Source organism: Rhizobium sp. LEGMi-198b, from assembly GCF_054114205.1.
The window spans coordinates 1,103,529-1,130,273 of record NZ_JBSYVH010000001.1 but is presented as its reverse complement, the minus strand read 5'-3'; the positions used below and the strand labels follow the sequence as shown (position 1 = coordinate 1,130,273).

Here is a 26,745-nt window from a genome sequence, read left to right as displayed (position 1 = left end):
CAAGCGGCTGAAATGACAAAGGGCGCCGCAGCGCCCCTTGAATCCCTGGCGATCGAAGCAGGCCTATCAGCCGCCCAGGCCCTCGAACAGCGCCGTCGAGAGATAGCGCTCGGCGAAGGAGGGGATGATGATGACGATATTCTTGCCTTCGTTTTCCGGCCGTTGGCCGATCTTGATCGCAGCCGCGATGGCCGCACCGGAGGAGATGCCGACTGGCACGCCTTCGAGCTTGGCGATGTGGCGTGCATGCTGGAAAGCTTCGTCGTTGGTGACGGTGACGACTTCGTCATAGATGTGCGTGTCGAGAATCTTCGGGGCGAAGCCGGCGCCGATGCCTTGGATCTTGTGCGGGCCGGGATTGCCACCGGAGAGGATAGGCGAGTCAGCCGGCTCGACGGCGATGACCTTGATATTCGAATTGCGGGCTTTCAGCACCTGGCCGACGCCGGTGATCGTGCCACCGGTACCGATGCCGGACACGAGGATATCGACTTGGCCGTCCGTATCGTTCCAGATTTCCTCTGCCGTCGTCTTGCGGTGGATTTCCGGGTTGGCCGGGTTTTCGAACTGCTGCGGGATGATCGCGTCGGGCAGTGTCGATGCCAGTTCCTCGGCCTTAGCGATCGCGCCCTTCATGCCCTTCGGACCCTCGGTCAGCACCAGCTCGGCACCGAGCAGCAGTAGCATCTTGCGGCGCTCGATCGACATCGTCTCCGGCATGGTGAGGATCAGCCGGTAGCCCTTGGCGGCGGCGGCGAAAGCGAGTGCTATGCCTGTATTGCCGGAGGTCGGCTCGATCAGCACGCTTTTGCCGGGGGTGATCTTGCCCTGTGCTTCAAGGCTCTCGATCATGGCAACGCCGATACGGTCCTTGACGGAAGCGATCGGGTTGAAGAACTCGAGCTTCGCCAGCAAATTGGCCTTGACGCCCTTCTCCTTGGCCAGCTTGTCGAGACGCACGATCGGCGTGTCACCGATGGTGTCGGTGATCGAGGCATAGACGCGGCCGCGGCCTGGTTTGCGGGTGTCGGACATGGGTAGCTCTCCCTCCATTGGAATTGTACAGGCACAATAGGATTAAACGCCGGCGGAAACCAGTCTGGGATCACTCCGCCGACCCTATGTCGTGGGAAAAGAATCTCCCGCGTCGTTGTGCCGAGAAAGGTTTTTTCAGGCCGCGCGGGCGGCGATGAAGGCAGCCGTGCCGGCGAGAATGCTGGCGGCAACCCGGTTCAAAATCTGCAGCGCTTTTGGCCTCTTAAGGAGGGTGCAGGCCCGGGAAGCGAGCAGCATATAGGGGATCAGCACCACCAACAGCACAATGAAGGTCGCCGCAATCAGCGTGGCATATTCGCGAAGCCCGATGCTGCCGATATCGATCAGGGTCGGCACGAGCGCCACGTAAAATAACATGACCTTCGGGTTGCCAAGCGTCACGAGAAGACCGGAGAGGAAGGACATGCCGGCGCTCATCGATTTTTTCGCTGCGACATCGGTGGAGAGCAGCCCAGCGGTCCAGAGCTTCCAGGCGATGTAGCCAAGATAAAGCGCACCGGCAATCTTGATGACGATGAAGATCTCCGTAAAGGTCTGCGCCACGAAGGCGAGGCCGAGAATGACCGCTGTCAGGTAGATCATATCGCCGAGCACGAGCCCGAGACCCATGAAAAAGGTCTCCCGGAAGCCGGAGCCGAGAGCGCGGGCAACAATCGCGGTGATGCCCGGCCCGGGAATCGCGGCGGCGATGAAAAGCGCGCCGCTATAGGCGAGCAGGGCTGCAAGCGTCATGGTGCGATCCTCCAGGAATAGGCAATTGCTGTATCGCAGCACTCTTGCGTTTTCAAGCGATTGCGCAAACGGCGCGAACATACTACCAAGGGTAACGGCCCGTCGAAACCGTGTTGCATAAGGCTCCCATGTCGTCCGCATTGCTCCTGATCGACCTTCAGAATGCCGTTTTGAGCGGCCTCGGCACGCCAGAGCGCCAACCAGCGATCGACGCCGCCCTGGAAGGTGTCGTGGCAAGGCTTGCTGCATTGAAACACCAGGCCCGCGCCGCCGGAATTCCTTCCTTCATCGTTCAGCATGATGGCCAGGGAACGCATCGTCTGGCGAAGCGCGGCGAAGGCTGGCAGTTGCGCCGCGAAATCGCGCCGGAGGCCGGCGATGTCGTCACCCACAAGACGAGCTGCGATTCCTTCTTCGAGACCGATCTCGAGGCGCGCTTGCGCGCAAAGGGGATCACCCATCTCGTCATCGGCGGCTGTATGACGCAATTCTGCGTCGACACGACTGCACGACGCGCGGTTTCGCTCGGCTTCGATGTGACGCTGCTCTCGGACGGTCATACCACCGCCGATATGGGCAAGCTGACATTCGAGGCGATCATCGCTCATCATAATATGCTGCTGGACGGCTTCGATGCCGGCCCGCATGAGATCAAGCTTATCCCGACCGCCCAAATCGCCTTCTGAATTCCCCCCCGCCGGAGACCTCCATGCCGCATCTCGCCAGTATCATCACCTTTGCCCTGATCGCTGCCGGAATGGTGCTGACGCCCGGGCCGAACATGATTTATCTGGTGTCGCGATCGATCTCGCAGGGGCCGGGGGCCGGGCTGATCTCGCTCGGCGGTGTGGCGCTCGGTTTCGTCTTCTACATGCTTTCGGCCGCGCTCGGCATCACGGCCTTCTTGTTCGCCGTGCCCTTTGCCTATGACGCGCTGCGTCTTGCCGGCGCCGCCTATCTTGCATGGCTCGCCTGGAATGCACTGCGGCCGGGCGGCCGTTCGGCCTTCCAGGTCCGCGATCTCCCAAAGGACGGACCGCGCAAACTCTTCGGCATGGGCCTTGTGACCAGCCTGCTGAACCCGAAGGTCGCGGTCCTTTATCTCTCGCTGTTGCCGCAGTTTATCGATCCCACGATCGGCAGCGTCTTCAACCAGTCCGTCATTTTCGGCTTTACCCACATTGCCGTCAGCGTGACGCTCAACTCCATCATCGCGCTGACGGCCGGCTCCGTCGCGCTGTTCTTCTCAAGCCGTCCGTCCTTCATGCTGGTGCAGCGCTGGCTGATGGGCACGGTCTTGGCCGGGCTCGCCATGCGCATGGCCTTCGAGGCGCAGCGCTGATCAGAACACGGGCCGCATGAAGCTGCGTTCATAGCTGACAATGCAACGCGTCTCCTCCGCATAGGCAAAGGCGGCGCGGCATTCGGCATCCTCGGCCATCGCCTGCCGGTAGCCCTCGTAGGCAGCAAGGCTCGGGAAGCTGAAGAGCGCCAGTGCGATATTGTTGGCGCCCTCGTGCGGCAGGAAATAGCCGTGATGCGTGCCACCGAGCCGGTTGACCAGCGGGATCCAGAGTTTCGCGTAATGTTCGAATTCCGCAAGCTTGTAAGGATCGATCGTATAGCGAATATAGCAGGTGATCATTCGGTGGCTTCCTTTGAAAGACGACCGCTTTTAGGACGCGGCAAGGCGATCGTCCAGCCGAGGTTCATGCCGGCCGCCGCGGCCAAAATGATCACAGCGCCGATGATCTGCGCCATGCCGAGCACATGGCCGAAGGCGAAGCGATCGACGACGATGGCGGCGATCGGATAAATGAAGGACAGCGCGCCGGTCAGATGCGTCGGCAGCTTCTGGATCGCGCCGTAGAGCAGCACATACATCAAGCCGGTGTGGACGATGCCCATCGTCATCAGAATGGACCATCCGCCTGCGTCCCGCGGCAGAGCCGAGAAATCGGCGAAGGGCGCAAGCATCAGAATGCCGGTCGAAACCTGGATCAGGGCGATCAAATGCGGCGGCGTGCCCTTCAGCCATTTGGCGGCCAGAGCGGCCAACGCATAGAAGAAAGCGGCGCCGAGCGAAAGCAGGATGCCGATGGCATAGCTGCCGATGCCCGCCGTCTCCGCGGGTTTGCCTTCGACGATGACAGCCATGCCGGCAAAGGCGAGACCCAGCCAGAAAAGCTTGGTGAGCGTGATCTTTTCGCCGAGAAACAGCGCGCCGAGGCCGAGCAGCATGAATGGTTGCGTATTGTAGACCGTTGTCGCGATCGAGATGGAGGCATGCGAATAGGCAGCGAAAAGCAGCAGCCAATTGAGGACGATAGCGATACCGCTGGCGACGGCGATCGCAAAGGTCCTGAGGCTGAGAATGCCGGGGCGCAACAGACCCATGGCGCCGCAGATGACAAGAAGTGTCAGCGCTCCAAACAGGCAGCGCCAGAAGACGACGCCAGTAACAGGCTGCCCCGACATCAGCACGAACCAGCCGATCGTCCCTGAAATCAGCATTGCTGCTGTCATTTCCGCTGTTCCGCGTCTTATCTCGTTCATTGTCGGGCTCCCCGTTTTCCGGAGCCTGATAATATTGCGGGAAGGAAGCGGATGATATAATCTGAATAAACAGTAGTGGATAGAGCGCCTAATTATATGAGGTGGAAATATGGGTGCGCCTAATGCGACCATAGAGCTCGACGCGATCGACCAGCGTATGCTGGAGGCCCTGGCCCGCAATGCCCGGATTTCGCTGAAGGAGCTGGCTGAAGTCGCTGGATTATCCTCGCCAAGCGCTGCCGAGCGGCTGCGCCGGCTGGAGGAGCGCGGTGTCATCGCGGCCTTCACCGTGGATATCGCGCCGGAGGTGATCGGCTATCCCCTGCAGGCGATCGTGCGCATCCGGCCGCTGCCCGGTCAATTGCATGTGGTCGAGCGTATCATCCAGGAGACACCGGAATTCATCGAATGCGACAAGGTCACCGGCGACGACTGCTTCATCGGCCGCCTTGTGGTGCGCTCGATGGGCGAACTGGACGGCATCCTGGACAAGATCGCCGAGCGCGCCGAGACGAACACGTCGATGATCAAGGCGACCCCGGTCAAACGGCGCCTGCCGCCGCTCTCCCGCTAAAATTCCGCCGTCACACGCCGGTAGAGCCGAAGCCGCCGGCGCCGCGCGTCGTTTCGCTGACGTGGGCGATTTCCGCGACACGCGCCTGCGTTACCGGCGCGATCACCATCTGCGCGATGCGCATGCCGCGGGTGATGTCGAACGGCTCGTCGCCAAGATTGATCAGCAGCACCTTCACTTCGCCGCGGTAGTCGCTGTCGATCGTGCCGGGCGTGTTCAGGCAGGTGATGCCGTGCTTGAAGGCGAGGCCGGAGCGGGGGCGGATCTGGGCTTCGAAACCATCGGGAATCTCGAAGATGAAACCGGTCGGCACCAGCGCCCGTTTGCCGGGCGCGATCGTCAGCGTTGCGCCTTCCTCGACGGCCGCGCGCAGGTCCATGCCGGCCGCGCCTTTGGTCTCGTAGGCCGGCAGATCGAGGCCCTGGCCATGGGCCAAGCGGATGAGGTTCAGCGTCGGGCGCGTATCGGTGTGAATGGTCATGCGGCATTAGTTTGTGCTGGAATCGCTGAGGTCAATTGCAATCCCGTCTTTGAATCGCTAGATACAGCCGCAATTCACAGGATTTCACAAGCATGGCCGAAAGTCTCGCCGAGGCGGTCTCCCGCCGCCGCACATTCGCTATTATCGCCCACCCGGACGCGGGCAAGACGACGCTCACCGAAAAGCTGCTGCTGTTCGGCGGCGCCATTCAGCTTGCCGGTGAGGTCAAGGCAAAGAAGGATCGCATGCAGACGCGGTCCGACTGGATGAAGATCGAGCGCGAGCGCGGCATCTCGGTCGTGACCTCGGTCATGACCTTCGAGTATGACGGCAACGTCTTCAACATTCTGGATACGCCCGGTCACGAAGACTTCGCTGACGATACCTATCGCACGCTGACCGCGGTCGACGCCGCCGTCATGGTCATCGATGCTGCCAAGGGCATCGAGCCGCGGACGCTGAAGCTGTTCGAAGTCTGCCGCATGCGCGACATCCCGATCATTACCTTCATCAACAAGATGGACCGCGAAAGCCGCGACCCCTTCGAAATTCTCGATGAAGTGGAAGAGAAGCTGGCGCTGGACACCGCGCCGGTCACCTGGCCAATCGGCCGGTCGAAGACCTTCTGCGGCTCCTATCATCTGGCTGATAATACCGTCCGTGGCTCCGATACCGAAGTGGAGGCCGCCCGGGTCAACGGCCCGCAGGCCGTCGCCGACCGGTTGCCGGAAAATGAGCGGCAAGCCTTCATCGACGAGACCGAGCTTGCTATCGAAGCCTGCCGTCCCTTCGACCGGGAATCCTTCCTGGAAGGTCACATGACGCCGGTGTTCTTCGGCTCGGCTCTTCGCAATTTCGGTGTGCGCGATCTCATCAACGCGCTCGGCGCTTTCGCGCCGCCGCCGCGCGATCAGGTCGCCGATATCAGGACCGTGCAGGCGACTGACGACAAGATGACGGCCTTTGTCTTCAAGATCCAGGCGAACATGGACCCGAACCATCGCGACCGTATCGCGTTTGCGCGCATCTGCTCCGGCAAGCTGGAGCGTGGCATGAAGGCCCGGCTGTCGCGCACCGGCAAGCAGCTTGGTTTGACCGCACCGCAATTCTTCTTCGCCTCGCAGCGTCAGCTCGCCGATACCGCCTATGCCGGCGACGTCGTCGGCATTCCCAATCATGGTACGCTGCGCATTGGCGATACGCTGACGGAAGGCGAATCCCTCGTCTTCCAAGGCGTACCGAATTTCTCGCCGGAAATCTTGCGCCGCGTTCGTCTTGAAGACGCGATGAAGGCAAAGAAGCTGAAAGAAGCGCTGCAGCAGATGGCCGAAGAGGGCGTCGTGCAGCTCTTCTCGCCGGAAGATGGCTCGCCCGCTATCGTCGGCGTCGTCGGCGCACTGCAGCTCGACGTCTTGAAAGAGCGGCTGATGGCCGAATACGGCCTGCCGGTCTCCTTCGAAATGTCGCGCTTCTCCGTCTGCCGCTGGATTTCCGCCGATCAGACCGGCGATCTCGACAAGTTTGTCACCGCCCGCCGCGGCGATATCGCCCGCGACCTCGACGGCGATCCGGTCTTCCTCGCCCAGGACGGCTTTTCGCTGCGTTACGAATCCGAACGTTACCCGGCTATCAAGATGGTCGCCATCAAGGAATATCACGCCGTCAAGGCGGCGTGATATCGGTTCTTTGCCGGCACGACGGCAGTGCTCTATGCCTGCACTTTCCGTGTTATCTTTGACCAATCGGAATTCCGATCGTCCGGATATCGGTCGAGCGCCACAGATGGCATCTTATCTGGATCGTTGTAGAGCGCCATAATGGTCGCCTCGGTGATGGCGGCGGCTGCCTGGATATTGGCGTCGCCATTGCCTTGCTCCCAGGCGGCCTGCCAGATCTTCGCCAGATAGCGGGTGCCGCGCGCCATGCAGGTGATGGTGCGGTCACCGAAGCCGTCCCACATCGTCGCTGCCTTCTCCTTGGCTGGTTTGCCGATGAGCTCAACCCATTTGTCGACAATATCCCGCGGCGCTATATCTCTTTGCGTCGCGCTGATGAGAGCTATGACCGCCTTGCTGGCCTCATAGCCATCGGTGATGGGCGGCATCGGCTCGGTTGCAAGATCCGCGATGCGCTGCTTGAGTTCCGTGCCGAGGTTCTTCTGCTGATAACCATAGGCGATCATGTCGTCTTCGTAGCCCACATGCACGCCATCGGCTTCCAGCTTCATTTTGCTGGATCGCGGGCGCGGGACAACCTTGGCCGGATCGCCCTGCGAGAGATAGGAAGTGTGCAGCGGCTGGCAGGCATCGCCCATATAGTGGATGAGAACGCCGCCGGCGCAGAGAAACATCGCTGCATCGCCATCCCTCGCCGCCTTCACCATGATGTCGAATAGCTGGTGAACTCTGAAGGGCAAAGCTCCCCAATGTTTGTTGCGCAGGTCGGCATTGGGATCGAGCAATTGCGCCCAGGCGTCATATTGGGGCTTTATCTCGGCAAAATAGTCGATCCAGGCTTTAGGATTGAGGTAGGTGTCCGGCGCGGATTGATTGAGAGCGAGAAACGTCTCGCCATTCTCATAGGGGAGATCCAGATCGGCAAAATGGTTCGGATTGTCGTTCTGGCCGCGACTGCCGGGTCCAACCTTGCGCTGCTTCTTGCCGTCGGGTCCTTCCACCATGATGAAATTGACATTGCTTTTCCAGACATTGTCGGGAACGTCGGCCAGCGGCACGAAATGAACCTCGTCATCGTCCTTTTCGAGAACGCGCGGATCGTTGCCGAGCGCAGCGTCCGGCGTGAGCGCCAAGAGATCGAGATTATTGTCGAGGAACCCTTGCAGCTCCTGTGATGTCACGAGATCTGCGGACAAGGGCAGGGAGCGGCCGATAATGTAGTGTCCGACCCATCCCCAGATGAAATCCTGATCCAGATTGATGTCGCGTACGAAATCAAGATCCAGGTGATCGAGCGCCGTGCTGAGGGATGTGGCGAGCGCATAGGGCTGGGACAGGCTCTCACCGTCTTCGAAGAATTCTTCCTTCCCCCACAACAGCGCGAACGGATAATAGCTGATCTTTTTAACGACCTTTGTATCCTCGCTGTCGGTCTTTTCAACATGCTCGATGAAGAGAACTGTGCCGGAATCGCCATGATGAACGCCGAGACTGATATTCTCCGCCGGATTGCGCGCTTCCGCATCCTCCTCAGTCTTCAGGCGTTCCTTGTCGATGCCATAGGTCTCCGGGCCGATCAGGAAATCGCTGATATATTCCGATCCGCCCATCGCCTTGTAACGATAGAACAGGCCGTGGATTTCGCCTCTGATAGTGCCGGTGACCGCGGACTGGCCAATCACTTTCATGGTGATCAGCTTGAGGCTGAAGCTGTTGTCGTAAAGGTCCAGCACCGGGCCGATGGGCGCGATGCCCGGAAACTCGGTTTTCCATTGCAGGATGTTATCAAGTTCCACCAATCCCACGTCCATCAGCAGGCGCTGGTTCGTCGAGGCGAAATTCGGATAGATCGTTCGAAAGTCCTGCCGGCCCAGGCCCTTTTTCGCGCTGACACCGATCTTGGGGCGGCGATGGGTCTGCAAGGCGCTGATCTCGGTCCCCGGTTCGCCGACGACATGCCGATTGGTCATCACGAAATAGCGTTCGCTATCGCGCACGACGCAGCCCGCGGTCGCCAGACGGGTCATGCCCTGACCATCCTCGTTGATGATGGCCGAGCCTGGCGCGAGCAGATTGCGCGGCGTCCGGCCGTCGAGCTTGATCTTCAGGTCCTTGGATAGCTGCTGTTTGCGCGCTTCGATGACACAGACCGGCACGGTTCGCCCGTCCGGCAGATAGAGCGTCTTGGGGACGACATCGGAAGGATTCGTCTTCGCCAGGTCCTTCTCATATTCCCAACTGGACACGAAGACATAGACACAGGGCCAGGAATAGGGGCGTACTTCCGAGTTGAAAAGCGTTCGTCGCTCGCTCTCCGGAGAACGCTTGCGCGTTGCGTCCTCGTGCTTGGAGGGCCAGGGATCGCTCTTGCGAATTCTATAAAGACCCAGCGCGGTCGCCACCACGTTCTTCTTGTTCATCAAATGGTAGTGGAAGAGATCGCGCGCCTCTACCAGGTCCTTGAGGGAAAGAGAGGCAAAATTGCTGCTGCTTTTGAAGAGGATATCCATGGGTCCGCCCACCAGTTTCAGAGTTGTTTGGATGTGGCTTTCGAAAGCATGCGCCGAGAGCGAAATGATTGCATCAGACGGCATTTCATCACGATTGGTGTGATGGCATTCTGCATTAGAGACACATGATCCTACAATTTTTGTGACAGTTTATCCATCGTCAATACAACTGCCGTAGAGGCCAAAAAGCCGGCTAATATTGCCGATTACAGGACGCGGCGCAGCGATCAGGGAAATCGCACTTTCGCGATATTCCATCGAATATAACGTCATGCCATGGTACGGCTTTACGAGCTATTCTATCGGGTGAATTTTGCGGATGATCGCGCCGCAACGCTTCGGAGGGAAATATGGTCCGCGAAAACGAAATTCGGGAAAACGAAGTGGCGATTGAGCCGCCGGCAGCGACAGATGCCGGTCTTGTCTTCATCGGCCGCATTTCGACACCGTGGACCTCCCGGATGGAGACGCCGCGTCAGGGGCGGCATGACGGGCCACTCTGCCGCATCGAGATTTTCGAGCCCTGGGTGCCGGCGCTGAAGGGCGTGGAGACTTTCGAGCGGCTGGAAATCCTCTATTGGCTGGACCGCTCGCGGCGCGATCTCGTGCTGCAGAGCCCGGCCAGCAATGGCAAGGTGCACGCACTTTCTCGCTGCGCTCGCCGGTGCGACCAAACCCGATCGGCACCTCCATCGTCAAGCTCGAGGCTGTGGAGGGTGCCGTCCTGCTTGTGCGCGGTCTCGATTGCCTGGATGGGACGCCGCTGCTCGACCTTAAACCGGATCGGAGCCTGTTCAAACCGATCGCGCCGCCGCAATCTGGCGATTTCCAGACCGGCGACGGCGAGACGGCGCATTATTGTCAGAAGGCGTGAAGCATGATCCCGAAAAGTGTGAAGCGGGTTTTCGGACAAGATCATGCTCACCTTGGGTGTCAGCCGACAGCCACTATGACTTATTCGCCCCGTGGAAAACGCTGGTTCTCCTCCAAGACGTTCAGATCCATATGGTTGCGCATATAGCGCTCGGATGCCTTCTGCAGCGGCTGGTAGTCCCAGGGATAATAGGCACCGTTGCGCAGGGCCGCATAGACCACCCATCGCCGCGCCTGGCTTTCGCGCACGGCGGTGTCGAAGGTGAAAAGATTCCAGCGCTGTTTCGCTTGTGCCGTCAGCCGCGCCAGGATTTCGGCATGCGCCGGATCGTCGGCAAGATTGATCAGTTCTTTGGGGTCGGCGTCGAGATCGAAAAGCAGGGGCGGGTCCTTGTCGCAGAGCGCCAACTTGTAGCGGCCGTCGCGCAAGCAGACGAGCGGCGCTTCCGATCCTTCTGCCGCATATTCCATTGGCACCGGGCCACGGCTTCCGGTGCCATGAACGAGGGGAGCGAGGTCCTCCCCATCCGTCCATTGCCGCAGCGAGGCGATATCGAGCCCGGCAAGGCCGGCAAGCGTCGGTGTCACGTCGAGCGTCGACACCGGCTGGTCGACGCGCCGGGCATTCCAGCCGGGCGCGGCGATCATCAACGGCACACGCGCCGAGCCTTCGAAGAAATTCATCTTGAACCACAGTCCGCGTTCGCCGAGCATATCGCCGTGATCGGAAACGAAGAGCACGATGGTGTTGTCGGCCATGCGGCCGCGCTCCAGCGCGTCGAGGATTTCGCCGATCTTCTCATCGACATAGGAAATATTGGCGAAATAGCCGCGGCGCGCCCGGCGGATTTGTTCGGGCGTGATGTCGAAGGCGGTATGATCGCTCGCCTTCATCAGCCGTTGCGAATGCGGGTCCTGCTTGTCAAAGGGGATTTCGGCGACATCGGGGTCAAGCGCCGGGCAGTCTTCATAAAGATCCCAGAAACGGCGGCGGGCGACATAGGGGTCGTGCGGATGGGTGAAGCTGACCGTCAGGCACCAGGGCCGCTCGTCGTGCCCGCGCGACAGGTCGAGCAGTTTGCGCGTCGCGTGATAGGCGACCTCGTCGTCATATTCCATCTGGTTGGTGATTTCGGCGACGCCGGCCCCGGTCACCGAACCGAGATTGTGGTACCACCAGTCGATGCGCTCGCCCGGTTTCGTATAGTCGGGCGTCCAGCCGAAATCGGCGGGATAGATATCGGTGGTCAGCCGCTCCTCGAAGCCGTGCATCTGGTCCGGCCCGACGAAATGCATCTTGCCGGAAAGCGCCGTCTGGTAGCCCGCCGCCCGCAAATGATGCGCGAAGGTCGGGATATCGGAGGCAAACTCGGCAGCGTTGTCATAGACGCGCGTGCGGCTCGGCAATTGCCCCGACGTGAAGGAGGCCCGCGCCGGCGCGCAGAGCGGGCTTGCCGTATAGCTGTTGGCGAAGCGCACGGAGCGTTTCGCCAGTGCCTTCAGCACGGGTGCATGGAGAAAATCGGCCGGGCCATCGGGAAACAATGTTCCGTTCAACTGATCGACCATGAGGATAAGGATGTTCGGGCGCGCCATGTTGGATGTCCTTTACTGGATCAGAGGCCGACTGCGACCTTGACGGCATCGAGACCGGGCTTGCCGTCGATCGTCGTCACGCCGGCGAGCCAGGGTGTCATAGCCTCCGGATGCGCCTTCAGCCAAGCGGTTGCCGCGGTCTTTGCATCCTCGCCGCCGAGGATCGAACCCATCAGCGAATTTTCCATGCCGATGTCGAAGGTTAGATTGTGGAACAATTTCGCTGCGTTCGGGCAGGCGGCCGCCCAGCCCGTGCGTGCCAGCGTATAGACCTGTGCGCCGCCGTAGTCCGGACCGAAATAGGCGTCGCCGCCTGCGAGATAGGCAATCTGGAAACGCTCATTCATCGGATGCGGCGCCCAGGCGAGGAAAACGATCGCCTGCTTGTCCTTGCCGGCGCGCTCGACCTGCGACAGCATCGCCTGCTCGCTCGATTCCACCAATTCCCAGCCCTTCAAGCCGAAATCGTTGGCATCGATCATCTTCTGGATATTGGCATTGGCCGGCGCGCCGGGTTCGATGCCGTAGATCTTGTGGTCGAATTCGTCGGCATGCTTCTGCAGGTCGGCAAAATTCTTGATGCCCTTGTCCGCGACATAGGTCGGAACGGCGAGGGTGAATTTCGCGCCCTGAAGATTGCGGTTCAGCACTTCGATGGCTTTGGCTTTGTTGAGGTCGTCGACGAAGGCCTTCTGCGCCGGCATCCAATTGCCGAGGAAGACGTCGGTTTCGCCGGTCTTCATCGATTGATAGCCGATCGGCACGGAAAGCGTCTTGATGTCCGGCTCATAGCCGAGCGCGCCGAGCAGCACGCCCGTGACGCCGTTGGTCGAGGTGATGTCGGTCCAACCGGGATCGGACAGATGGATGGTGCGGCAGGCATCGCCATCGGCCCTGGCGATGCCGGCGAACGAAAATGCGGAAAGGAGCGCGCCGACAGCAAGCCGGCCGATAGTAGAAATTCGCATGATGACAGTTCCCTTTATATTTGCTCATTTTATTGAACATCACTAGCATTCGGCCTGTGAAGCGGGCTTTTTTCGATGGATGGTAAAAGGAATTTCTATGGCTGAGCGGCCCGTGGACCTCGGATGGCTGCGGATTTTTGTCGAGGTAGGGCGCTCGGGCAGCCTATCGTCCGCGGCGGCAAGCCTCGGGCTGACCCAGCCGGCGGTCAGCTATCAGATCCGGCGGATCGAGGAGCAGATGGGCGTGACGCTCTTTCATCGCCAGCATCGCGGTGTTGAACTGTCCCCGGAAGGTCGCCGCCTATTCGAGGTCGTGGAGAAGGCGGTTGGCGGCGTCGATTCACTGGTGCGCAGCTTTCGCGCCGAGGTGCAGCGGCCGACAGTGCGGCTTCGGACCGATTATGCCTTCTCGGCGCTATGGCTGATCCCCCGTATGCATCGGTTTCGTCTCCTTCATCCGGAGCTGGATATTCAGATCGTCGCGACGCAGCGACAGGAGCGTGGCCATGCGGAAAGCGACGACGTCGCCGTCGTCTTTGGCGCACGGGAGGAGTTCGGGCCGGAAGCCTTATTGTTGTTGCCTGAGAGGGTGGCGCCGATCTGTGCGCAGGGCTTCGTCGACAAATACGGTCCTTTCAGCGATCCAAGCCGCCTGGCGCAAGCGACGCTTGTGCATCTGGACACGGAAACACCGTCGCCCTGGTTCGATTGGAAGAGCTATTTCGCCGAACTTGGCATCAGCCGCGACAGCTATGCCGGCCATGGCGATCTGCGGTTCAACACCTATTCACTGGTCGTTCAGGCGGCGATCGGTGAGCAGGGATTGGCGCTCGGCTGGATGGGACTGGTGGATTCGCTGCTGGCCGGGCGCATGCTGGTGACCGCCGGTCCGGTGCTGGACGGATCGAACCGCGGCTATTGGCTTCTGCCGCCGAAGTCGCAGAGCATGCATGCGGAACAGTTGACGGAATGGCTCGTCAGGGAAGCCGCGGCTATGTAGCCGGTGCCCGTCACTCTGCCCGCAGATCTGCGAGGAAAGTATCGCACCAGCGCGAAACATCGTTTTCCAGCAGATGGTCCATCATGCCGCGCCAGCGTTCACGCCGTTCTTCCAGCGGCATATTGATGCCCCGCGCCAAGGCATTTGCCGTGCCGTCGACATCATAGGGGTTGACCAGCAAGGCGCCTTTCAGTTCGCGCGCCGATCCGGCGAAACGCGAGAGCACCAGCACGCCGGGATCGTCGGGATCCTGCGCCGCCACATATTCCTTGGCGACGAGGTTCATGCCGTCGCGCAGCGGCGTCACCAGGCCGACTTTCGCCAGCCGGTAGAGGCCGGCCAGCACCGGTCGGCTAATCGAGCGGTTGATATAGCGGATCGGCACCCAGTCGACGGTGCCGATCGCGCCGTTGACCCGGCCGGCCTGCTCGGCGACGGCATGCTGCATCGCCTCGTATTCGGGTACTTCCGAGCGCGATTTCGGCGTGATCTGCAGATAGGTGACGCGGCGCTGATGGGCTGGATTGTTAACGATGAAACGCTCGAATGCGTCGATGCGCTGCGTGATCCCTTTGGAGTAATCGAGCCGGTCGACGCCGATGATCAGGTCGCGGCCTTCGATGCTTTGCTGCGCCTTGCGCACCATGCTGTGGGCTGCGGCCTTGCGGGCGAAGGCGGCGAAGGCAGCGGTCTCGATGCCGATCGAATAGGCACCGCCGCGGAAGTTGTGGCCGTGGGCACTGAAATGGCCCGGACTGTTTTCGACCCCCATGCCCTCGCGCTTCAGGCAGCCGGCGAAATTTTCCAGATCGTATTTGGTCTGGAAGCCGAGGAGGTCATAGGAGGAGAGGCCTCGCATGATTTCTTCGTGCACCGGCATTGTGAAAAGCACGTCGGCCGGCGGCCAGGGAATGTGCAGGAAGAAACCGATGCGGTTCTTGAACCCCATTTGCCTCAGCTCCGCCGCCAGCGGAATGAGGTGGTAGTCATGCACCCAGATGATATCGTCGGGCTCAACCAGCGGCGCCAGCCGATGGGCGAAGAAACGATTGACGCGGAAATAGCTGGCCATTTCCTTGCGGCCATATTCGGCCAGGTCCAGCCGGTAGTGGCAGATCGGCCAGAGCACGCGATTTGCGAAGCCTTGGTAATATTCCTCGACATCGGTCTGGGTGAGATCGGTCAGCGCGTAGGTGATATTGCCGTCTTCAGTCAGCACCAGCGGTTCGGGCTCGACATCGCCGCTCGATTTGCCCGACCAGCCCATCCACACGCCGCCGCGTTCGGCAAGGGCAGCTTGCAGCGCCACGGCAAGCCCGCCGGCCGCCGCCGCACCTTGGTTGTCAGGGACGGAAACGCGGTTGGAAACAATGATGAGACGACTCACGGAATGCTCCTTTCGAGAGGGCCGCGGCGGTAGGCCGAAATGACCAAAAAATGATTATTTGGCTAGCGCTGCGAGTATCTCTCTTAAACGCGCGGGCGAGGGAATGGATGCGCGTGCCAGCGTCTTGCCGCTGGGCGAGCCGACGCGCACGGATTGACCGCCGAGGCGGTTGGCGACCGCGAACATGGTCTCGTCGGTGACGTCGTCACCGATCGCGAGCGGCCGCCGCCCGTTGAAGGGAGGCTCGTTGAGAAAGGCTTCGACAGCATGCCCTTTGCTCGCATGCGCGGGGCAAATTTCGACCACGAGCTTGCCGTGCTGCAGGATCCAGTCCGGGCCGGCTTCCTGCAGATAGCGCTGCATCGCTTCGGCGACGTCGGCTTGGCGCGCGGGTGCCAGGCGGTAGTGAACGGCGACCGCCGCCCCCTTATCTTCGACAAGAACGCCAGGCCAGGCCTCGACCTCCCGCGTGATCATGCGCTTCATCTCCTGGAAGGCAGGCGGGATCAGCGCGCGCCGCAAGCGTCCTGCCGCATCGCGCCGTTCGGCGCCGTGCAGGCCGGCGACGGAGAAGTGGAAGGGAGTAAACAGAGGATCCACAAAGCCAACCCCGCGCCCGGTCACCAGCGCCAGCGCACCGCCGAGCTGGCGGGAGAGCGTCTGAAGCACAAAGGGCAGGGATGGAGGCACCACGATTGCTTCCGGGGTCTCGGCGAGGTCGAGCAATGTTCCGTCTATGTCGAGGAACAGCGCCCATTCGTGAGGATACAATGAGAGTGCGGTGAGCGCCGGCTCATTCGGCGGCGCGGGTTCGGCTTCACCCTGTTCGGGCTGTTCCTTGTAAGTCATGGAAGCTTAGCTATGGCGCGCTTTCCGTTCGGCAAGAGAAAAACGACTACACGAAAACGTTTATTCCGGGAAAGAGAGCCCGAAGCGCCGCGATATCGGCAACCGATAGATGCAAAAAAGGGCCGCGCGAAGCGACCCTTCCATGAGTTTTGGCCCGTAACTGGCCTGAAGCGAAGACGCTTCCGGAAGGCTCGATCAGAGCGAGGGCTGCCTCGCAACGCTCACAACCATTTCCATGCCTGATACGCGGACCGAAATCTCACTAGACATTGGATCACCTTCCTTTCGCTACGTTGACGATATGCCTAACGTAACTCAAATTTTGCTGAATTCAAGAGTGCAGAGGGCGAGACGCTTCACTCTTCGTGTCGCATTGAAACCCAAGGCTTCGTTCAACTTTTGCGTGATATTGATTGCGGCAGTTGGCAGTGAAAGCAGCGCCTGTCCGTGCCAGCGGGCAGGATCGGGGAAGATGGGCAACCTCGACCGTGGCGATCGGCCTCGCCGTCAACAAGGAGGTGAGCTATGTGGTTTCCACTTAGCATCACGTTTCGCATAAGAAAAACCCGGACTAGCTGGCAGCTTGAAGTCCGGGTAGCTTTCTAACAGCGAAATAGAGAGGGGTGGGCTGCAACCTGCCCCTCACTCCAAGAATATAGGCCAAGCCGACATTTTCATCAAGCTAGGCAGCGAGAGGCCGAAAAAGCCGATTCGAAGCAGGCATGGTCACAAAAGAATAATGCTGCGACGCCGAAATGTGATCGGACGGCGTGTCAAGAATCTGTCACCTTCAACCATCAATCCTTGGTAAATTAAGAGTTTATTACCTATTCCGCACAAACAATCGTCCTTGATTTTGACATTCTCCCGCGGGACAGGAAGCAAGCGGGAATTGGAGCGAAAGACGCATGTGTCGCTGGGCAGCCTATCGTGGAGACCCCCTCTATCTGGAGGAGCTGGTGTCTTCGCCTGCCCACTCCCTCATCGAACAATCCCATTGCGCAACGCGCGCCAAGACGGCGACTAACGGCGACGGATTCGGCATTGCCTGGTATGGCGACCGGCCGGAGCCGGGCCGTTATCGTGACATCCTTCCGGCTTGGTCCGATTGCAATCTGAAGAGCTTGGCACGGCAGATCCGTTCATCGCTCTTTCTCGCCCACGTCCGCGCCGCAACCGGCGGCGGTACGCGGCGCGACAATTGCCACCCGTTCGTCTACGAGAACTGGTCCTTCCAGCACAACGGGCAGATTTCCAATTTCGACCGTTTGCGCCGGCCGATGGAAACGATGCTCGATGATCAGCTTTTCCACGCCCGCGGCGGCACGACGGATTCCGAACTCATGTTCCTGCTGGCGCTGCAATTCGGTCTTGCAACCAATCCGTTCGCCGCGATCGCGGAAACCATTGGTTTTGTCGAGGGCCTGTCGGTTCATCTGACCGGCTCGGCGCTGGTGCGCTTCACGGCCGCTTTTTCCGATGGCAAGTCGCTGCATGCGGTGCGCTACGCCACCGATCGCAAGGCGCCGACGCTTTACGCCTCGCCTGTCGGCATCGGCTATTGCCTCGTCTCCGAGCCGCTGAACGACGATATCGATGCCTGGACGGAAATTCCGGATGGCAGCGCCGTCTTGATCGACGATATGGGCGTTCACATCACGCCCTTCCAGCCGGAAACGCGCGCATCCTCCACCGGACCGCAGACGCCCGTCACTATCCCTGCTTGAACTGTTCGGCAATCAAAGCCGCCAGACGCGCCGCCACTTCGTCCTTATCGAGATCGGGCCATTGCTCCACGCCGTCATGGCGGATGAGTTTCACGCTGTTGCGCGTGCCGCCCATGATACCGGTTGCCGGCGAGACATCGTTGGCGACGATCATATCGGCACCCTTACGTTCCAGCTTCGCCCTGGCATTCGCCTCCACATCCTGCGTTTCGGCCGCAAAGCCGATGACGAGTTTCGGCCGCTGCGTGTGATGGCCGACGGTTTTCAGGATGTCGGGATTTTCCGTGAGCGCCAGCGTCGGAATGGATTCGCCCGGATGTTTCTTGATCTTCTGATCGGCGGCAGAGGCGACGCGCCAGTCGGCGACAGCCGCGACCATTACGGCAATATCGGCCGGAAGGGCTGAAAGCACGGCATCGCGCATTTCCTCCGCCCGCTCGACATGAACAACATGCATGCCCATCGGATCGGGGATCGAGACAGGCCCGGAAACGAGCGTGACGTCGGCCCCGAGGGCGGCAAGCGCCGAGGCAATGGCATGGCCTTGCCGGCCGGAGGACCGGTTGGCGATATAGCGTACGGGGTCGATCGGCTCATGCGTCGGACCCGACGTGACGACGGCCTTTCTGCCGGCGAGTGGCCTTGCACCGTCGTCCAGTCGCATTTCGGCGGCAGCGACGATCTCCAGTGGCTCGGCCATGCGGCCGGTGCCGGCCTCCTTGCCCTCAGCCATTTCCCCGGACATCGGCCCGACGAAACGGATGCCGTCGCCCCTCAAGATCTCGATGTTGCGCTTCGTCGCCGGATGCGCCCACATCTTCGGATTCATGGCAGGCGCTGCGAGCACCGGCCGATCGGTCGCGAGCAGCACGGTCGACGCAAGGTCGTCCGCCAAGCCATTGGCCATCTTGGCCAAGAGATCGGCCGTTGCCGGCGCAATGAGCACCAGATCGCAGTCGCGCGCCAGCCTGATATGGCCGACATCCTGCTCGTCCTGTCGGGAAAACAGGTCGGTGAAGACATGGTCTGCCGCCAGTGCGCCGACGGCAAGCGGCGTGATGAATTCCTGTGCCCCCGATGTCATGATCGGGCGGACTGTGGCGCCGCGTTCGCGCAGCCGCCGGATCAGGTCGAGGCTCTTATAGGCCGCGATGCCCCCGGAAATGATGAGAAGGATGCGTTTTCCCGCGAGAACCATGGCCCGAACCCGTCGCCTGTTTTTATGCTCATGAACCTAAGCCTTTGGCGCACAATAGGCAATCGGCTCTGATGGTCAGCCGAGAATGTCGACGCAGAAGTCGATGAAGGCACGCACCTTTGCCGGCACGTGATGACGGGACGGGTAGAAGGCATAAAGCGGATAAAGCTCGTCCTTCCAGTCGGGGAAAAGGTCGACAAGCTCTCCGCGCTCCAGAAAATCCGCAATGCCAAGCGTGAAGACTTGGGCGATGCCGAGGCCCGCAAGACAGGTTCCCAACGTCGTCCCGGCGTCATTGACCAGGATGCGGCCGCGCGTCTCGACGGGGATGACCTTGCGCCCGCGCCGGAATTCCCATTCGAATGCGCGCCCGGTGCGCGGATCCTGATAATGGATACAGAGATGGTTCGCGACGTCGGCCGGCGTTTTCGGCCTGCCATAGCGCTCGATATAGGCGGGTGCTGCGACCGTGATCACGCGGGTTTCCAGAAGCAACCGGGCAATAAGCGAGGTCTGCGGCGGCTCGCCGAAGCGCAGGGCGACATCTATGCCGTCGGCTACGAGATCGCCGATCGCGTTGCGGGTCAGGATTTCGATCTGCAGCTCGGGATAGCGATCGAGGAAGGCGCCGAGGCGCGGCGCCAAGATGAGGCGAGAGAAATAGGGATCGACATTGATACGCAGGCGGCCACGCACGGATTGAGCGACGCCGGCTACCGTCGTGGCGGCCTCCTCGATGCCGCCGAGCAGCGGCACCACCTGCTCGTAGAAACGAGCCCCATCATCCGTCAGCCGCAGCGCTCGCGTCGCGCGGTCCAGCAGGCGCACGCCGATGCGCGCCTCCAGCCGCGAAACTGCCCGGCTGACCCCGGAGGGCGTGAGGCCAAGTGCTTCCGCCGCCCGCACGAAGCTGCCGCCTTCCACTACGGCTGCCAGCACGCTGACGCCATTCAGCAATCGTCCGTCGAACATCGTTCCATCCATGATTTTCCGTCAGCAATCATGGAGGGGCGGCACATTTCAGTCAAAGTCTTTCGAATGCGGAAGGGCCGCGGAGAAGCTCCGCAGCCTCGCTTCAGTCACCCGGGGTTCGGACCTCGGCGATTGCTCGTTCCGCCGTCGATTACGTGCGCGTGATCGAGGCGCCGCCATCGACCAGCGATGCAGTACCGGTGACGAAGCTCGCATCGTCGGAGGCGAGGTAGAGGACCGAGCGGGCAAGCTCGTCGGGGCCAGCGACACGCTTCAGCGCATGCAGATTGGTGACGAAGCCCTGCTTGTCGGGGGTATCGTTCATCTCGCGATACATGTCCGTATCGACCGCGCCCGGCAGCACGGCATTGACGCGCACATTCCGCGAGCCGAATTCGGCAGCGAGTGCCTGGGTCAGGCCGATCAGGCCGGACTTGCTGGCGGCATAGGCGGCAACGCCGGGGAAGGCAAAGCTGTAGCCCACAAAGGTCGACGTGAAGATCACTGAACCACCGCCATGCTTGACCATTTCGCCGATCTGGTGCTTTGCCGCAAGGAACGAAGCGGTGAGGTTGATTGCCAATGTGTCGGCAAAGCCTGCCTCCGAAACCTCGGTGCTCGGGCCGGCTTCGCCCAGCGTGCCGGCATTGTTGAAGGCGATGTCGAGTTTGCCATAGCGCTCGACGGCGAGGGCGACCAGCGCCTTGTGATAATCTTCCGAGCGCACATCGCCGGCAAGTGCCGCAGCTTCGCCGCCCGCGGCCTTGATTTCCGCGACAAGGCTTTCCAGTTCGGCCCCTCTGCGGGCGCCGACAATAACCTTGGCGCCTTCGGCAGCAAAGAGTTTCGCTGTAGCGCGCCCGATGCCCGAGCTTGCGCCGGTGACGATTGCGACTTTTCCATTCAAGCGGTTCATTGTTCCATCTCCTGTGTGAGGACGTGTCTGTTGTTCCGTCCGATGCAAAGAGAATGGTGTTTTTCGATCGTTCGGATTAGTCTTTAAATCATGGAATTCGAATTCGGGATTGCCGAACGATGCTCAAGATTGAAGGAATCGCTGCTTTTGTGGCCATAGCCGAAGCGGGATCGATCAGCGAAGCGGCGCGCCGTTTGCGCCTGTCGAAATCCGTCGTGAGCGAGCGGTTGGCGGAGATGGAGAAGACGCTCGGCGCCACGCTGCTGCATCGCACGACCCGCAAGCTGACGTTGACGGAAGACGGTACCGCCTTCCTGGAGCGCGCCTCGCGGATTGTGCATGAGGTGCGGGAGGCAGCGGCCGATCTCGCCGAACGGCGTGGCACATTGGCAGGCCCCTTGCGCATCGCCGCCCCCGTCACCTTCGGCCGCATGCATCTCGGTCCGGCGCTCTATCCTTTCCTGGCCGATCACCCCGAAATCGAACTGACACTCGATCTCGATGATCGTCGTGTCGATGCCTCTTCGGACGGTTATGACGCCATCATCCGTCACGGGCCGATTGCCGATTCACGCCTCGTTGCCTGGAAACTCGCCCCCAGCCGCCGGCTTCTCGTGGCATCGCCGGACTATCTCGCCCGCAATGGCTCACCGACTTCGCTGGCGGACCTCGGCGATCACCGGGGGATTTTCTACACCAACCGCGGTGTGGCCGATTGGCGCTTCCAGGGGCCGGAGGGTCCAGTGGTCATCAGGGGCAAGCTGGCGCTTGGCATCAACAATGGCGACGTATCCCGCGATGCGGCCATCGCCGGCCTCGGTGTCGCGCTGCTGCCGACCTTCATCGCCGGCCCGGCGATCAATGAGGGGCTGCTCGTCGAAATCGATGTTGGCTACAGGCCGGAGGGCGAATTCATCTTCATGGCACATCCGGAGGGGCGCAATCCCTCGGCAAAGCTGCGCGCCATCGCCGATCATCTGAAGAAGACATTCGGCAATCCGCCCTATTGGGATCCTATTGGATAGTCAGCCGATCAGGCTCATCAGATTGGCCGCAACCGGCGAGCGCTGCGCCTTGAGGATGGCGAGACCAAGCCGCGCCACCAGTGGCGGCCCGTCGATCGGGCGATAGGCGACGCCGTCGAGCTTGATCTGCGCGATCGAGGCCGGAACGATGGAGACCCCGAGATTGGCGGCGACGAGATTGACGACGGAAGGGATCTGCGGCGCTTCCTGCGTCACCACCAGTTCGAAACCGGCATCGCGGCAGGCGGCGACGATATCGTCATAGAGGCTCAGTCCCACCATGCGCGGGAAGAGGATGAAGGGCTCGTTTGCCAGCGCGGCGACCTGCACGCGGTCCTTGCCTGCAAGAGGATGATGGGCAGGCAGCGCGATCACCATCGGCTCGTCGGCGAAGCGCTTGAGCCGGACGTCGTGCGGATCTTCCAGGCCGGGTCGAATGAAGGCGGCGTCGATTTCGCCGCGCATCAGCCGTTCCATCAGCGCATTGGTATTCATCTCGGTCAGCGACAGGCGCACCGCCGGCCAGCGGTTGCGGAATTCGCGAATAGTGGCGCTGACGATCGTGTTGAAGGCCGAGGATGCGGTGAAGCCGAGCGACAGGCGGCCGATCTCGCCGCGATTGGCGCGCTGGGCGGCGAGCTTTGCCTTTTCCGCTGCATCCACGGCGGCCTTCGCTTCGGCAAGGAAGGCCTCGCCTGCTGCCGTCAGTTCCGCCCCGTGTGGAACACGATGGAAGAGCGCTGCGCCCACCTCGTTTTCGAGATCGCGGATCTGCTGGCTGAGCGGCGGCTGGCCGATACCGAGTTTGGCGGCTGCGCGGGTGAAATTCCCTTCCTCCGCCAGCGCCAGAAAATAGCGGATATGACGTAGCTCCATCGCTATCTCCAAAACATATTGAGATCGTCTGTTCCATATATTGGACTAATGAGGCGCACCTGACTAGATTTGCGGGCAAGAAAGGTTGTGTGCCTCATGTCCCGCGCCGTGCAACAGCAAGAACTCACCGTCTTAGAAGCCTCCTCTCGCCCCGAATTGACGCTTGTCGAAACCGAGCCGAAGCTCGAGATTCGCCAATTCCTGACGCGGGGTACGCCCGCGTTCAAGCGAGCGACCATTGGGCTGTTCCTCTCCGGTTTTGCGACCTTTTCGCTGCTTTATTGCGTGCAGCCGCTGATGCCGATCTTTTCCGAGGATTTTGGCGTGACGCCGGCTGCAAGTTCGCTGTCGCTGTCTCTCTCGACCGGCTTTCTCGCCTTCGCGATCTTCTGCGCCGCCGCCGTTTCCGAAAATCTCGGCCGACGCAGCCTGATGTTCTTTTCGCTGCTGGGTGCCGCCCTGTGCACGATCGCCTGCGCAATTGCGCCGAACTGGCAGATGCTGTTGATCTTTCGCGCACTGGAAGGTTTCCTGCTCGGCGGCGTGCCTGCGGTCGCTATGACCTATCTGGCGGAAGAGATCGATCCGCGCGGCCTTGGCGGCGCCATGGGACTCTATATCGCCGGCAACGCCTTCGGCGGCATGGCCGGCCGTGTCGTGACGGGCACGATCGCCGAATTCTTCACCTGGCGTCCGGCGCTTGCCGCCGTCGGCGTGCTCGGGCTGATCGCCGCCACCGGTTTCCTGCTTTTGCTGCCGCCGTCGCGCAATTTCACGCCGCGCAAGGGATTTGACATCGCTTTCCATGTCAGGGCCTGGGCGGGGCATTTCCGCAATCCGGCGTTGCCACTGCTCTTTGCCATTGGTTTCCTGGTCATGGGCTCCTTCGTCACGGTCTATAACTATGCCGGATTCCGGCTGGTGGCCGATCCCTATGATCTCAGCCAGACCGAACTTGGCCTGATCTTCACCGCCTATCTCTTTGGTATCGTCGCCTCCTGGGTGGCGGGTCTCCTTGGCGACCGCATCGGTCATTTCGTCGTGCTGCCCGCCGGCGTGTTGGTTGCCGCCCTTGGCGCGGCGACTACGCTCGCTACGCCGTTGCCTTTGGTCATTCTCGGCATCGTCTTGGTGACGATCGGGTTCTTCGTCACCCATTCTGTCGCGAGCGCACTGGTCGGGCGCTTGGCCCGCGGAGCCAAGGGCCATGCCTCGTCGCTCTATCTGCTGGCCTATTATCTCGGCTCCAGCATCGCCGGTTCCGTCGGCGGTTATTTCTGGCATGCTGACGGCTGGTCCGCTGTGGTTGCCTTCATCCTCGCCATGCTGGCCATCTGCCTCGTGGCCGCGTTCGGAGTGGCTAGGCTGGCGCACCGCTGAGCAATAGGATTGGAGGCTTGCGATGATCTGCATCGACCATCTCGATCATCTGGTGCTGACGGTCGCGAGCATCGAGGAAAGCTGTGCGTTCTACGCCCGTGTCCTCGGTATGGGCATCGAAACCTTCGGGGAGGGCCGCAAAGCACTGACCTTCGGTAATCAGAAGATCAACCTGCATCGCGCCGGGCATGAATTCGAGCCGAAGGCCGATCGGCCGACACCGGGCTCGGCCGATCTTTGCTTCATCAGCAAGACGCCGCTGGAGGACATCATCGCTCATCTGGGAGCCGAGGGTGTCGCGATCGAGGAAGGCCCCGTCCGCAGGACCGGCGCGACGGGCCCGATTCTCTCGATCTATTTCCGCGATCCGGACGGCAACCTGATCGAAGTGTCCAACACGCTCTTTTGAGATCGTCGGCTGACGGATCCCCCTCTCCAGGCTGTCTCCAAATGCAGCCGCTTGACTTCCAGATCGTCGACCTATAATAAACCGATAAGTTAATTAACTTTCTGGTTTAATATTCCATATGGATACCTTGAGCATGACCCTATCAGCCCTTGCTGATCCGACCCGCCGGGCGATCCTGGCGCGGCTGGCAACTGGCGAGGCGTCCGTCTCGGAGCTGGCTGAACCTTTCGATATGTCGCTGGTCGCCGTGTCCAAGCACCTGAAGGTGCTGGAGAAAGCCGGTCTGATCTCGAAGGGCAGGGAGGCGCAGTGGCGCCCTTGCAAGCTGGAACCCAAGCCGCTCCGGCAGGTGGATGACTGGCTGGAGAGTTACAGGCAGTTCTGGAACGATAATCTCGATCGTCTGGAAGCCTACGCGGCGCTGTTGCAAAGGGGAGGCGTGGATGACCCCAGCCAATGACGGCGGCAGCGGACGCCCGCTGCGCGAGATCGTGCTGACCCGCGACATTGCCGCGCCACGAACCTTGCTGTTTCGCCTCTGGACGGAGCCGGAACATTTGATGCGCTGGTGGGGGCCGCAGAACATGACGGCGCCATCCGTTTCCGTCGATCTAAGGGAAGGAGGCGCCTGGCGGCACTGCATTCTGACGCCGGAGGGCAGGGAATATTGGAGCCATGGGCGCTATCTGGAGATTGTCCCGCCCGAGCGTCTCGTCTTCACCTTCGCCTGGGAAAATCAGGACGGCAAGCCCGGCCATCCGATGCAGGTTAGCGTGGAATTCCATGAGCTTGGCGAGAAGACGCGTCTCGTTTTCCGCAAGGCCGAGCTGCCTGACGACACCGAACTGAAGCTGCAGACCGGCGGCTGGGAACAGGCGCTCGACAAATATGTCGCCTATGCAGAAGCCACCTCAGGGGAAGGATGAGAGTGATGAAGAAGACCTACCATGGAAGCTGCCATTGCGGCGCCGTCAGCTACGAAGCGGATCTCGACTTGCAGGGCGGCACGTTCAAATGCAACTGCTCGATCTGCAAGAAGAAGCGCAATTGGCTGGCAGTTGCCACGCCCGCCGATTTCCGCCTGACCTCCGGCGAAGACAGTATCGGCGAATACCAGTTTGGCCCACGCATCCTGCATCACCTGTTCTGCAAGACTTGCGGCATCAGCTCTTTCAACTGGGGTGAAAACCCGGCACTCGGCGGTAAGTTCTATGCCATCAACATAAGCTGCCTGGACGATACCACCGACGCGGAACTCGCCTCGCTTCCCGTCGGCTATTTCGACGGCCGCGACGATCGCTTCAATCGCGCGCCGGAGGAAACGCGCTATCTTTAGCTACTCGGCAAGGACTCCCAGTCTTCGAAACGTAGCTTGTGGACGCGCTCAAATTCCCTGACGTTATGCGTTATCAGGATCAGATCGCGGGCGACTGCCTGACCCGCGATCAAAACGTCATAGGCACCGATTGGCGTGCCGAGCGAAGCCAAGTTGGCACGAATTTCGCCCGCCACGCGGGCATCTTCCCTATCGAAATCCAGTGTCTCGAATTGCAAAGCATCGACACGCACAAGATTGTCTGCAACACGCTGCCCCTTATAGGCACCATAAAACAATTCGTGCGCGACGATGGCCGAGATGGCGAAATCCTGCGGCTTGTGTCTGCGAAGCTCGCTCACGAAGCCGGTATGCCCTTTCATCAGAGCGATGACAGCATTGCTATCGAGCAAATACTTCACTTGAAGATATCCAGTTCGGGGCGCTGCTGCTCGGCAGGCTGTTCGGTCGCCGCCTCTTCAAAATCGTGGTCGACCGGCCCTGTAACGGATTCCAGCCAATCCCAATCTTCGGCGATCGGCTCCAGAATGATTGCCTTTCCCTGCCGCCGGATGCGCACTTCTTCGCCGTCGAGACGAAATTCCTTTGGCAGGCGTATGGCCTGCGAGCGGCCGGACCAGAAGATTTTTGCGGTGTCCATGCCATAGC

The 26,745-nt window shown here is 60.9% G+C and carries 28 protein-coding genes and 1 pseudogene; 13 read left to right on the top strand and 16 right to left on the bottom strand.

Annotated elements, in window-relative coordinates; genetic code table 11:
- Positions 1 to 66 precede the first annotated feature (66 nt).
- Positions 67 to 1,035, bottom strand: coding sequence for a cysteine synthase A (gene cysK, locus ACXHXG_RS05515; protein WP_283048745.1), 969 nt, complete (start codon positions 1,033 to 1,035; stop codon positions 67 to 69).
- Between the two features lie 135 nt (positions 1,036 to 1,170).
- The gene (locus tag ACXHXG_RS05510; protein WP_457898675.1) at positions 1,171 to 1,788 is read right to left on the bottom strand and encodes a LysE family translocator; all 618 of its coding nucleotides are present in this window, start codon (positions 1,786 to 1,788) and stop codon (positions 1,171 to 1,173) included.
- A 128-nt stretch (positions 1,789 to 1,916) separates the two neighbouring features.
- Between ACXHXG_RS05510 and ACXHXG_RS05505 the strand changes: the two genes are divergently transcribed.
- On the top strand, positions 1,917 to 2,474 hold the full coding sequence (locus ACXHXG_RS05505; protein WP_457898674.1) for a cysteine hydrolase family protein: 558 nt from the start codon (positions 1,917 to 1,919) through the stop codon (positions 2,472 to 2,474).
- Between the two features lie 23 nt (positions 2,475 to 2,497).
- Positions 2,498 to 3,130, top strand: a complete 633-nt coding sequence (locus ACXHXG_RS05500) for a LysE family translocator (protein WP_104821761.1) — start codon at positions 2,498 to 2,500, stop codon at positions 3,128 to 3,130.
- On the opposite strand, the gene ACXHXG_RS05495 is transcribed toward ACXHXG_RS05500, so the two are convergent.
- Together ACXHXG_RS05495 and ACXHXG_RS05490 are read right to left on the bottom strand one after the other, a co-directional pair.
- The gene (locus ACXHXG_RS05495; protein ID WP_285169005.1) at positions 3,131 to 3,433 is read right to left on the bottom strand and encodes an NIPSNAP family protein; all 303 of its coding nucleotides are present in this window, start codon (positions 3,431 to 3,433) and stop codon (positions 3,131 to 3,133) included.
- On the bottom strand, positions 3,430 to 4,344 hold the full coding sequence (locus ACXHXG_RS05490) for a DMT family transporter (protein ID WP_457898673.1): 915 nt from the start codon (positions 4,342 to 4,344) through the stop codon (positions 3,430 to 3,432). Before ACXHXG_RS05490 ends, ACXHXG_RS05495 begins: the two co-directional genes overlap by 4 nt.
- Before the next feature lie 109 nt (positions 4,345 to 4,453).
- Between ACXHXG_RS05490 and ACXHXG_RS05485 the strand changes: the two genes are divergently transcribed.
- Entirely contained in the window at positions 4,454 to 4,918 is a 465-nt protein-coding gene (locus ACXHXG_RS05485) for an Lrp/AsnC family transcriptional regulator (RefSeq protein ID WP_457898672.1), read from the top strand.
- A 10-nt stretch (positions 4,919 to 4,928) separates the two neighbouring features.
- On the opposite strand, the gene dut is transcribed toward ACXHXG_RS05485, so the two are convergent.
- The gene (dut, locus tag ACXHXG_RS05480) at positions 4,929 to 5,399 is read right to left on the bottom strand and encodes a dUTP diphosphatase (protein ID WP_457898671.1); all 471 of its coding nucleotides are present in this window, start codon (positions 5,397 to 5,399) and stop codon (positions 4,929 to 4,931) included.
- Between the two features lie 92 nt (positions 5,400 to 5,491).
- Here dut and ACXHXG_RS05475 point away from each other — a divergent pair, with 92 nt between their 5' ends.
- On the top strand, positions 5,492 to 7,075 hold the full coding sequence (locus tag ACXHXG_RS05475; protein WP_104821766.1) for a peptide chain release factor 3: 1,584 nt from the start codon (positions 5,492 to 5,494) through the stop codon (positions 7,073 to 7,075).
- Positions 7,076 to 7,107: 32 nt separating this feature from the next.
- Here ACXHXG_RS05475 and ACXHXG_RS05470 read toward each other — a convergent pair whose 3' ends face one another.
- Entirely contained in the window at positions 7,108 to 9,585 is a 2,478-nt protein-coding gene (locus ACXHXG_RS05470) for a phospholipase C/P1 nuclease family protein (protein WP_457898670.1), read from the bottom strand.
- A gap of 350 nt (positions 9,586 to 9,935) precedes the next feature.
- Between ACXHXG_RS05470 and tsaA the strand changes: the two are divergent.
- Positions 9,936 to 10,459 (top strand): annotated as a pseudogene (gene tsaA / locus ACXHXG_RS05465) (tRNA (N6-threonylcarbamoyladenosine(37)-N6)-methyltransferase TrmO).
- 80 nt (positions 10,460 to 10,539) lie between these two features.
- On the opposite strand, the gene betC reads toward tsaA, so the two are convergent.
- A complete protein-coding gene (betC, locus tag ACXHXG_RS05460) occupies positions 10,540 to 12,054 on the bottom strand; it encodes a choline-sulfatase (RefSeq protein ID WP_457898669.1) in 1,515 nt (504 codons plus the stop codon).
- A 20-nt stretch (positions 12,055 to 12,074) separates the two neighbouring features.
- On the bottom strand, positions 12,075 to 13,022 hold the full coding sequence (locus ACXHXG_RS05455) for a choline ABC transporter substrate-binding protein (RefSeq protein WP_457898668.1): 948 nt from the start codon (positions 13,020 to 13,022) through the stop codon (positions 12,075 to 12,077).
- A 97-nt stretch (positions 13,023 to 13,119) separates the two neighbouring features.
- Between ACXHXG_RS05455 and ACXHXG_RS05450 the strand changes: the two genes are divergently transcribed.
- Positions 13,120 to 14,022, top strand: coding sequence for a choline sulfate utilization transcriptional regulator (locus ACXHXG_RS05450; protein ID WP_457898667.1), 903 nt, complete (start codon positions 13,120 to 13,122; stop codon positions 14,020 to 14,022).
- 10 nt (positions 14,023 to 14,032) lie between these two features.
- Here ACXHXG_RS05450 and otsA read toward each other — a convergent pair whose 3' ends face one another.
- Positions 14,033 to 15,409 (bottom strand): alpha,alpha-trehalose-phosphate synthase (UDP-forming), encoded by a 1,377-nt coding sequence (otsA, locus tag ACXHXG_RS05445; protein WP_285168997.1) that lies wholly within the window; start codon positions 15,407 to 15,409, stop codon positions 14,033 to 14,035.
- 54 nt (positions 15,410 to 15,463) lie between these two features.
- Positions 15,464 to 16,258, bottom strand: a complete 795-nt coding sequence (otsB, locus tag ACXHXG_RS05440) for a trehalose-phosphatase (protein ID WP_457898666.1) — start codon at positions 16,256 to 16,258, stop codon at positions 15,464 to 15,466.
- A 908-nt stretch (positions 16,259 to 17,166) separates the two neighbouring features.
- Between otsB and ACXHXG_RS05435 the strand changes: the two genes are divergently transcribed.
- On the top strand, positions 17,167 to 17,985 hold the full coding sequence (locus tag ACXHXG_RS05435) for a class II glutamine amidotransferase (RefSeq protein ID WP_457898665.1): 819 nt from the start codon (positions 17,167 to 17,169) through the stop codon (positions 17,983 to 17,985).
- Here ACXHXG_RS05435 and coaBC read toward each other — a convergent pair.
- The 3 genes from coaBC to ACXHXG_RS05420 all read right to left on the bottom strand — a co-directional run bounded on the left by coaBC (position 17,972) and on the right by ACXHXG_RS05420 (position 21,071).
- Positions 17,972 to 19,183 (bottom strand): bifunctional phosphopantothenoylcysteine decarboxylase/phosphopantothenate--cysteine ligase CoaBC, encoded by a 1,212-nt coding sequence (gene coaBC, locus ACXHXG_RS05430; protein ID WP_457898664.1) that lies wholly within the window; start codon positions 19,181 to 19,183, stop codon positions 17,972 to 17,974. The two genes, ACXHXG_RS05435 and coaBC, sit on opposite strands and share 14 nt — an antisense overlap.
- 75 nt (positions 19,184 to 19,258) lie before the next feature.
- Complete coding sequence (locus ACXHXG_RS05425; RefSeq protein ID WP_457898663.1) at positions 19,259 to 20,155, bottom strand: LysR family transcriptional regulator; 897 nt, start codon at positions 20,153 to 20,155, stop codon at positions 19,259 to 19,261.
- 151 nt (positions 20,156 to 20,306) lie between these two features.
- Positions 20,307 to 21,071: an SDR family oxidoreductase gene (locus ACXHXG_RS05420; RefSeq protein WP_457898662.1), complete on the bottom strand. Its 765-nt coding sequence runs from the start codon at positions 21,069 to 21,071 to the stop codon at positions 20,307 to 20,309.
- A gap of 119 nt (positions 21,072 to 21,190) precedes the next feature.
- Here ACXHXG_RS05420 and ACXHXG_RS05415 point away from each other — a divergent pair, with 119 nt between their 5' ends.
- Positions 21,191 to 22,096: a LysR family transcriptional regulator gene (locus ACXHXG_RS05415; RefSeq protein WP_457898661.1), complete on the top strand. Its 906-nt coding sequence runs from the start codon at positions 21,191 to 21,193 to the stop codon at positions 22,094 to 22,096.
- On the opposite strand, the gene ACXHXG_RS05410 is transcribed toward ACXHXG_RS05415, so the two are convergent.
- A complete protein-coding gene (locus tag ACXHXG_RS05410; RefSeq protein WP_104821780.1) occupies positions 22,097 to 22,972 on the bottom strand; it encodes a LysR family transcriptional regulator in 876 nt (291 codons plus the stop codon).
- Positions 22,973 to 23,068: 96 nt separating this feature from the next.
- Here ACXHXG_RS05410 and ACXHXG_RS05405 point away from each other — a divergent pair, with 96 nt between their 5' ends.
- The 5 genes from ACXHXG_RS05405 (at position 23,069) to ACXHXG_RS05385 (ending at position 26,097) form a co-directional block, all read left to right on the top strand.
- On the top strand, positions 23,069 to 24,352 hold the full coding sequence (locus ACXHXG_RS05405; RefSeq protein ID WP_457898660.1) for an MFS transporter: 1,284 nt from the start codon (positions 23,069 to 23,071) through the stop codon (positions 24,350 to 24,352).
- Between the two features lie 22 nt (positions 24,353 to 24,374).
- Entirely contained in the window at positions 24,375 to 24,761 is a 387-nt protein-coding gene (locus ACXHXG_RS05400) for a VOC family protein (RefSeq protein ID WP_457898659.1), read from the top strand.
- Between the two features lie 118 nt (positions 24,762 to 24,879).
- Positions 24,880 to 25,221: an ArsR/SmtB family transcription factor gene (locus tag ACXHXG_RS05395; protein ID WP_283048775.1), complete on the top strand. Its 342-nt coding sequence runs from the start codon at positions 24,880 to 24,882 to the stop codon at positions 25,219 to 25,221.
- Entirely contained in the window at positions 25,205 to 25,687 is a 483-nt protein-coding gene (locus ACXHXG_RS05390) for an SRPBCC family protein (RefSeq protein ID WP_104821784.1), read from the top strand. Before ACXHXG_RS05395 ends, ACXHXG_RS05390 begins: the two co-directional genes overlap by 17 nt.
- A 5-nt stretch (positions 25,688 to 25,692) precedes the next feature.
- Positions 25,693 to 26,097, top strand: a complete 405-nt coding sequence (locus ACXHXG_RS05385) for a GFA family protein (protein WP_457898658.1) — start codon at positions 25,693 to 25,695, stop codon at positions 26,095 to 26,097.
- On the opposite strand, the gene ACXHXG_RS05380 is transcribed toward ACXHXG_RS05385, so the two are convergent.
- Entirely contained in the window at positions 26,094 to 26,498 is a 405-nt protein-coding gene (locus ACXHXG_RS05380) for a type II toxin-antitoxin system VapC family toxin (protein ID WP_457898657.1), read from the bottom strand. The two genes, ACXHXG_RS05385 and ACXHXG_RS05380, sit on opposite strands and share 4 nt — an antisense overlap.
- Positions 26,495 to 26,737, bottom strand: a complete 243-nt coding sequence (locus ACXHXG_RS05375; protein ID WP_104821787.1) for an antitoxin — start codon at positions 26,735 to 26,737, stop codon at positions 26,495 to 26,497. Before ACXHXG_RS05375 ends, ACXHXG_RS05380 begins: the two co-directional genes overlap by 4 nt.
- Positions 26,738 to 26,745 lie beyond the last annotated feature (8 nt).

Coding starts and splice junctions, on each gene's coding strand:
- ACXHXG_RS05510 (WP_457898675.1), bottom strand. CDS start 1,788: ATGACGCTTGCAGCCCTGCTCGCCTATAGCGGCGCGCTTTTCATCGCC.
- ACXHXG_RS05475 (WP_104821766.1), top strand. CDS start 5,492: ATGGCCGAAAGTCTCGCCGAGGCGGTCTCCCGCCGCCGCACATTCGCT.
- ACXHXG_RS05390 (WP_104821784.1), top strand. CDS start 25,205: ATGACCCCAGCCAATGACGGCGGCAGCGGACGCCCGCTGCGCGAGATC.
- otsB (WP_457898666.1), bottom strand. CDS start 16,258: ATGACTTACAAGGAACAGCCCGAACAGGGTGAAGCCGAACCCGCGCCG.
- coaBC (WP_457898664.1), bottom strand. CDS start 19,183: ATGGTTCTCGCGGGAAAACGCATCCTTCTCATCATTTCCGGGGGCATC.
- ACXHXG_RS05420 (WP_457898662.1), bottom strand. CDS start 21,071: ATGAACCGCTTGAATGGAAAAGTCGCAATCGTCACCGGCGCAAGCTCG.
- ACXHXG_RS05405 (WP_457898660.1), top strand. CDS start 23,069: ATGTCCCGCGCCGTGCAACAGCAAGAACTCACCGTCTTAGAAGCCTCC.
- betC (WP_457898669.1), bottom strand. CDS start 12,054: ATGGCGCGCCCGAACATCCTTATCCTCATGGTCGATCAGTTGAACGGA.
- ACXHXG_RS05425 (WP_457898663.1), bottom strand. CDS start 20,155: ATGTTCGACGGACGATTGCTGAATGGCGTCAGCGTGCTGGCAGCCGTA.
- ACXHXG_RS05435 (WP_457898665.1), top strand. CDS start 17,167: ATGTGTCGCTGGGCAGCCTATCGTGGAGACCCCCTCTATCTGGAGGAG.
- ACXHXG_RS05410 (WP_104821780.1), bottom strand. CDS start 22,972: ATGGAGCTACGTCATATCCGCTATTTTCTGGCGCTGGCGGAGGAAGGG.
- ACXHXG_RS05415 (WP_457898661.1), top strand. CDS start 21,191: ATGCTCAAGATTGAAGGAATCGCTGCTTTTGTGGCCATAGCCGAAGCG.
- ACXHXG_RS05450 (WP_457898667.1), top strand. CDS start 13,120: ATGGCTGAGCGGCCCGTGGACCTCGGATGGCTGCGGATTTTTGTCGAG.
- dut (WP_457898671.1), bottom strand. CDS start 5,399: ATGACCATTCACACCGATACGCGCCCGACGCTGAACCTCATCCGCTTG.
- ACXHXG_RS05505 (WP_457898674.1), top strand. CDS start 1,917: ATGTCGTCCGCATTGCTCCTGATCGACCTTCAGAATGCCGTTTTGAGC.
- ACXHXG_RS05400 (WP_457898659.1), top strand. CDS start 24,375: ATGATCTGCATCGACCATCTCGATCATCTGGTGCTGACGGTCGCGAGC.
- ACXHXG_RS05455 (WP_457898668.1), bottom strand. CDS start 13,022: ATGCGAATTTCTACTATCGGCCGGCTTGCTGTCGGCGCGCTCCTTTCC.
- ACXHXG_RS05500 (WP_104821761.1), top strand. CDS start 2,498: ATGCCGCATCTCGCCAGTATCATCACCTTTGCCCTGATCGCTGCCGGA.
- ACXHXG_RS05490 (WP_457898673.1), bottom strand. CDS start 4,344: ATGAACGAGATAAGACGCGGAACAGCGGAAATGACAGCAGCAATGCTG.
- ACXHXG_RS05485 (WP_457898672.1), top strand. CDS start 4,454: ATGGGTGCGCCTAATGCGACCATAGAGCTCGACGCGATCGACCAGCGT.
- ACXHXG_RS05395 (WP_283048775.1), top strand. CDS start 24,880: ATGGATACCTTGAGCATGACCCTATCAGCCCTTGCTGATCCGACCCGC.
- cysK (WP_283048745.1), bottom strand. CDS start 1,035: ATGTCCGACACCCGCAAACCAGGCCGCGGCCGCGTCTATGCCTCGATC.
- ACXHXG_RS05375 (WP_104821787.1), bottom strand. CDS start 26,737: ATGGACACCGCAAAAATCTTCTGGTCCGGCCGCTCGCAGGCCATACGC.
- ACXHXG_RS05470 (WP_457898670.1), bottom strand. CDS start 9,585: ATGGATATCCTCTTCAAAAGCAGCAGCAATTTTGCCTCTCTTTCCCTC.
- ACXHXG_RS05495 (WP_285169005.1), bottom strand. CDS start 3,433: ATGATCACCTGCTATATTCGCTATACGATCGATCCTTACAAGCTTGCG.
- ACXHXG_RS05385 (WP_457898658.1), top strand. CDS start 25,693: ATGAAGAAGACCTACCATGGAAGCTGCCATTGCGGCGCCGTCAGCTAC.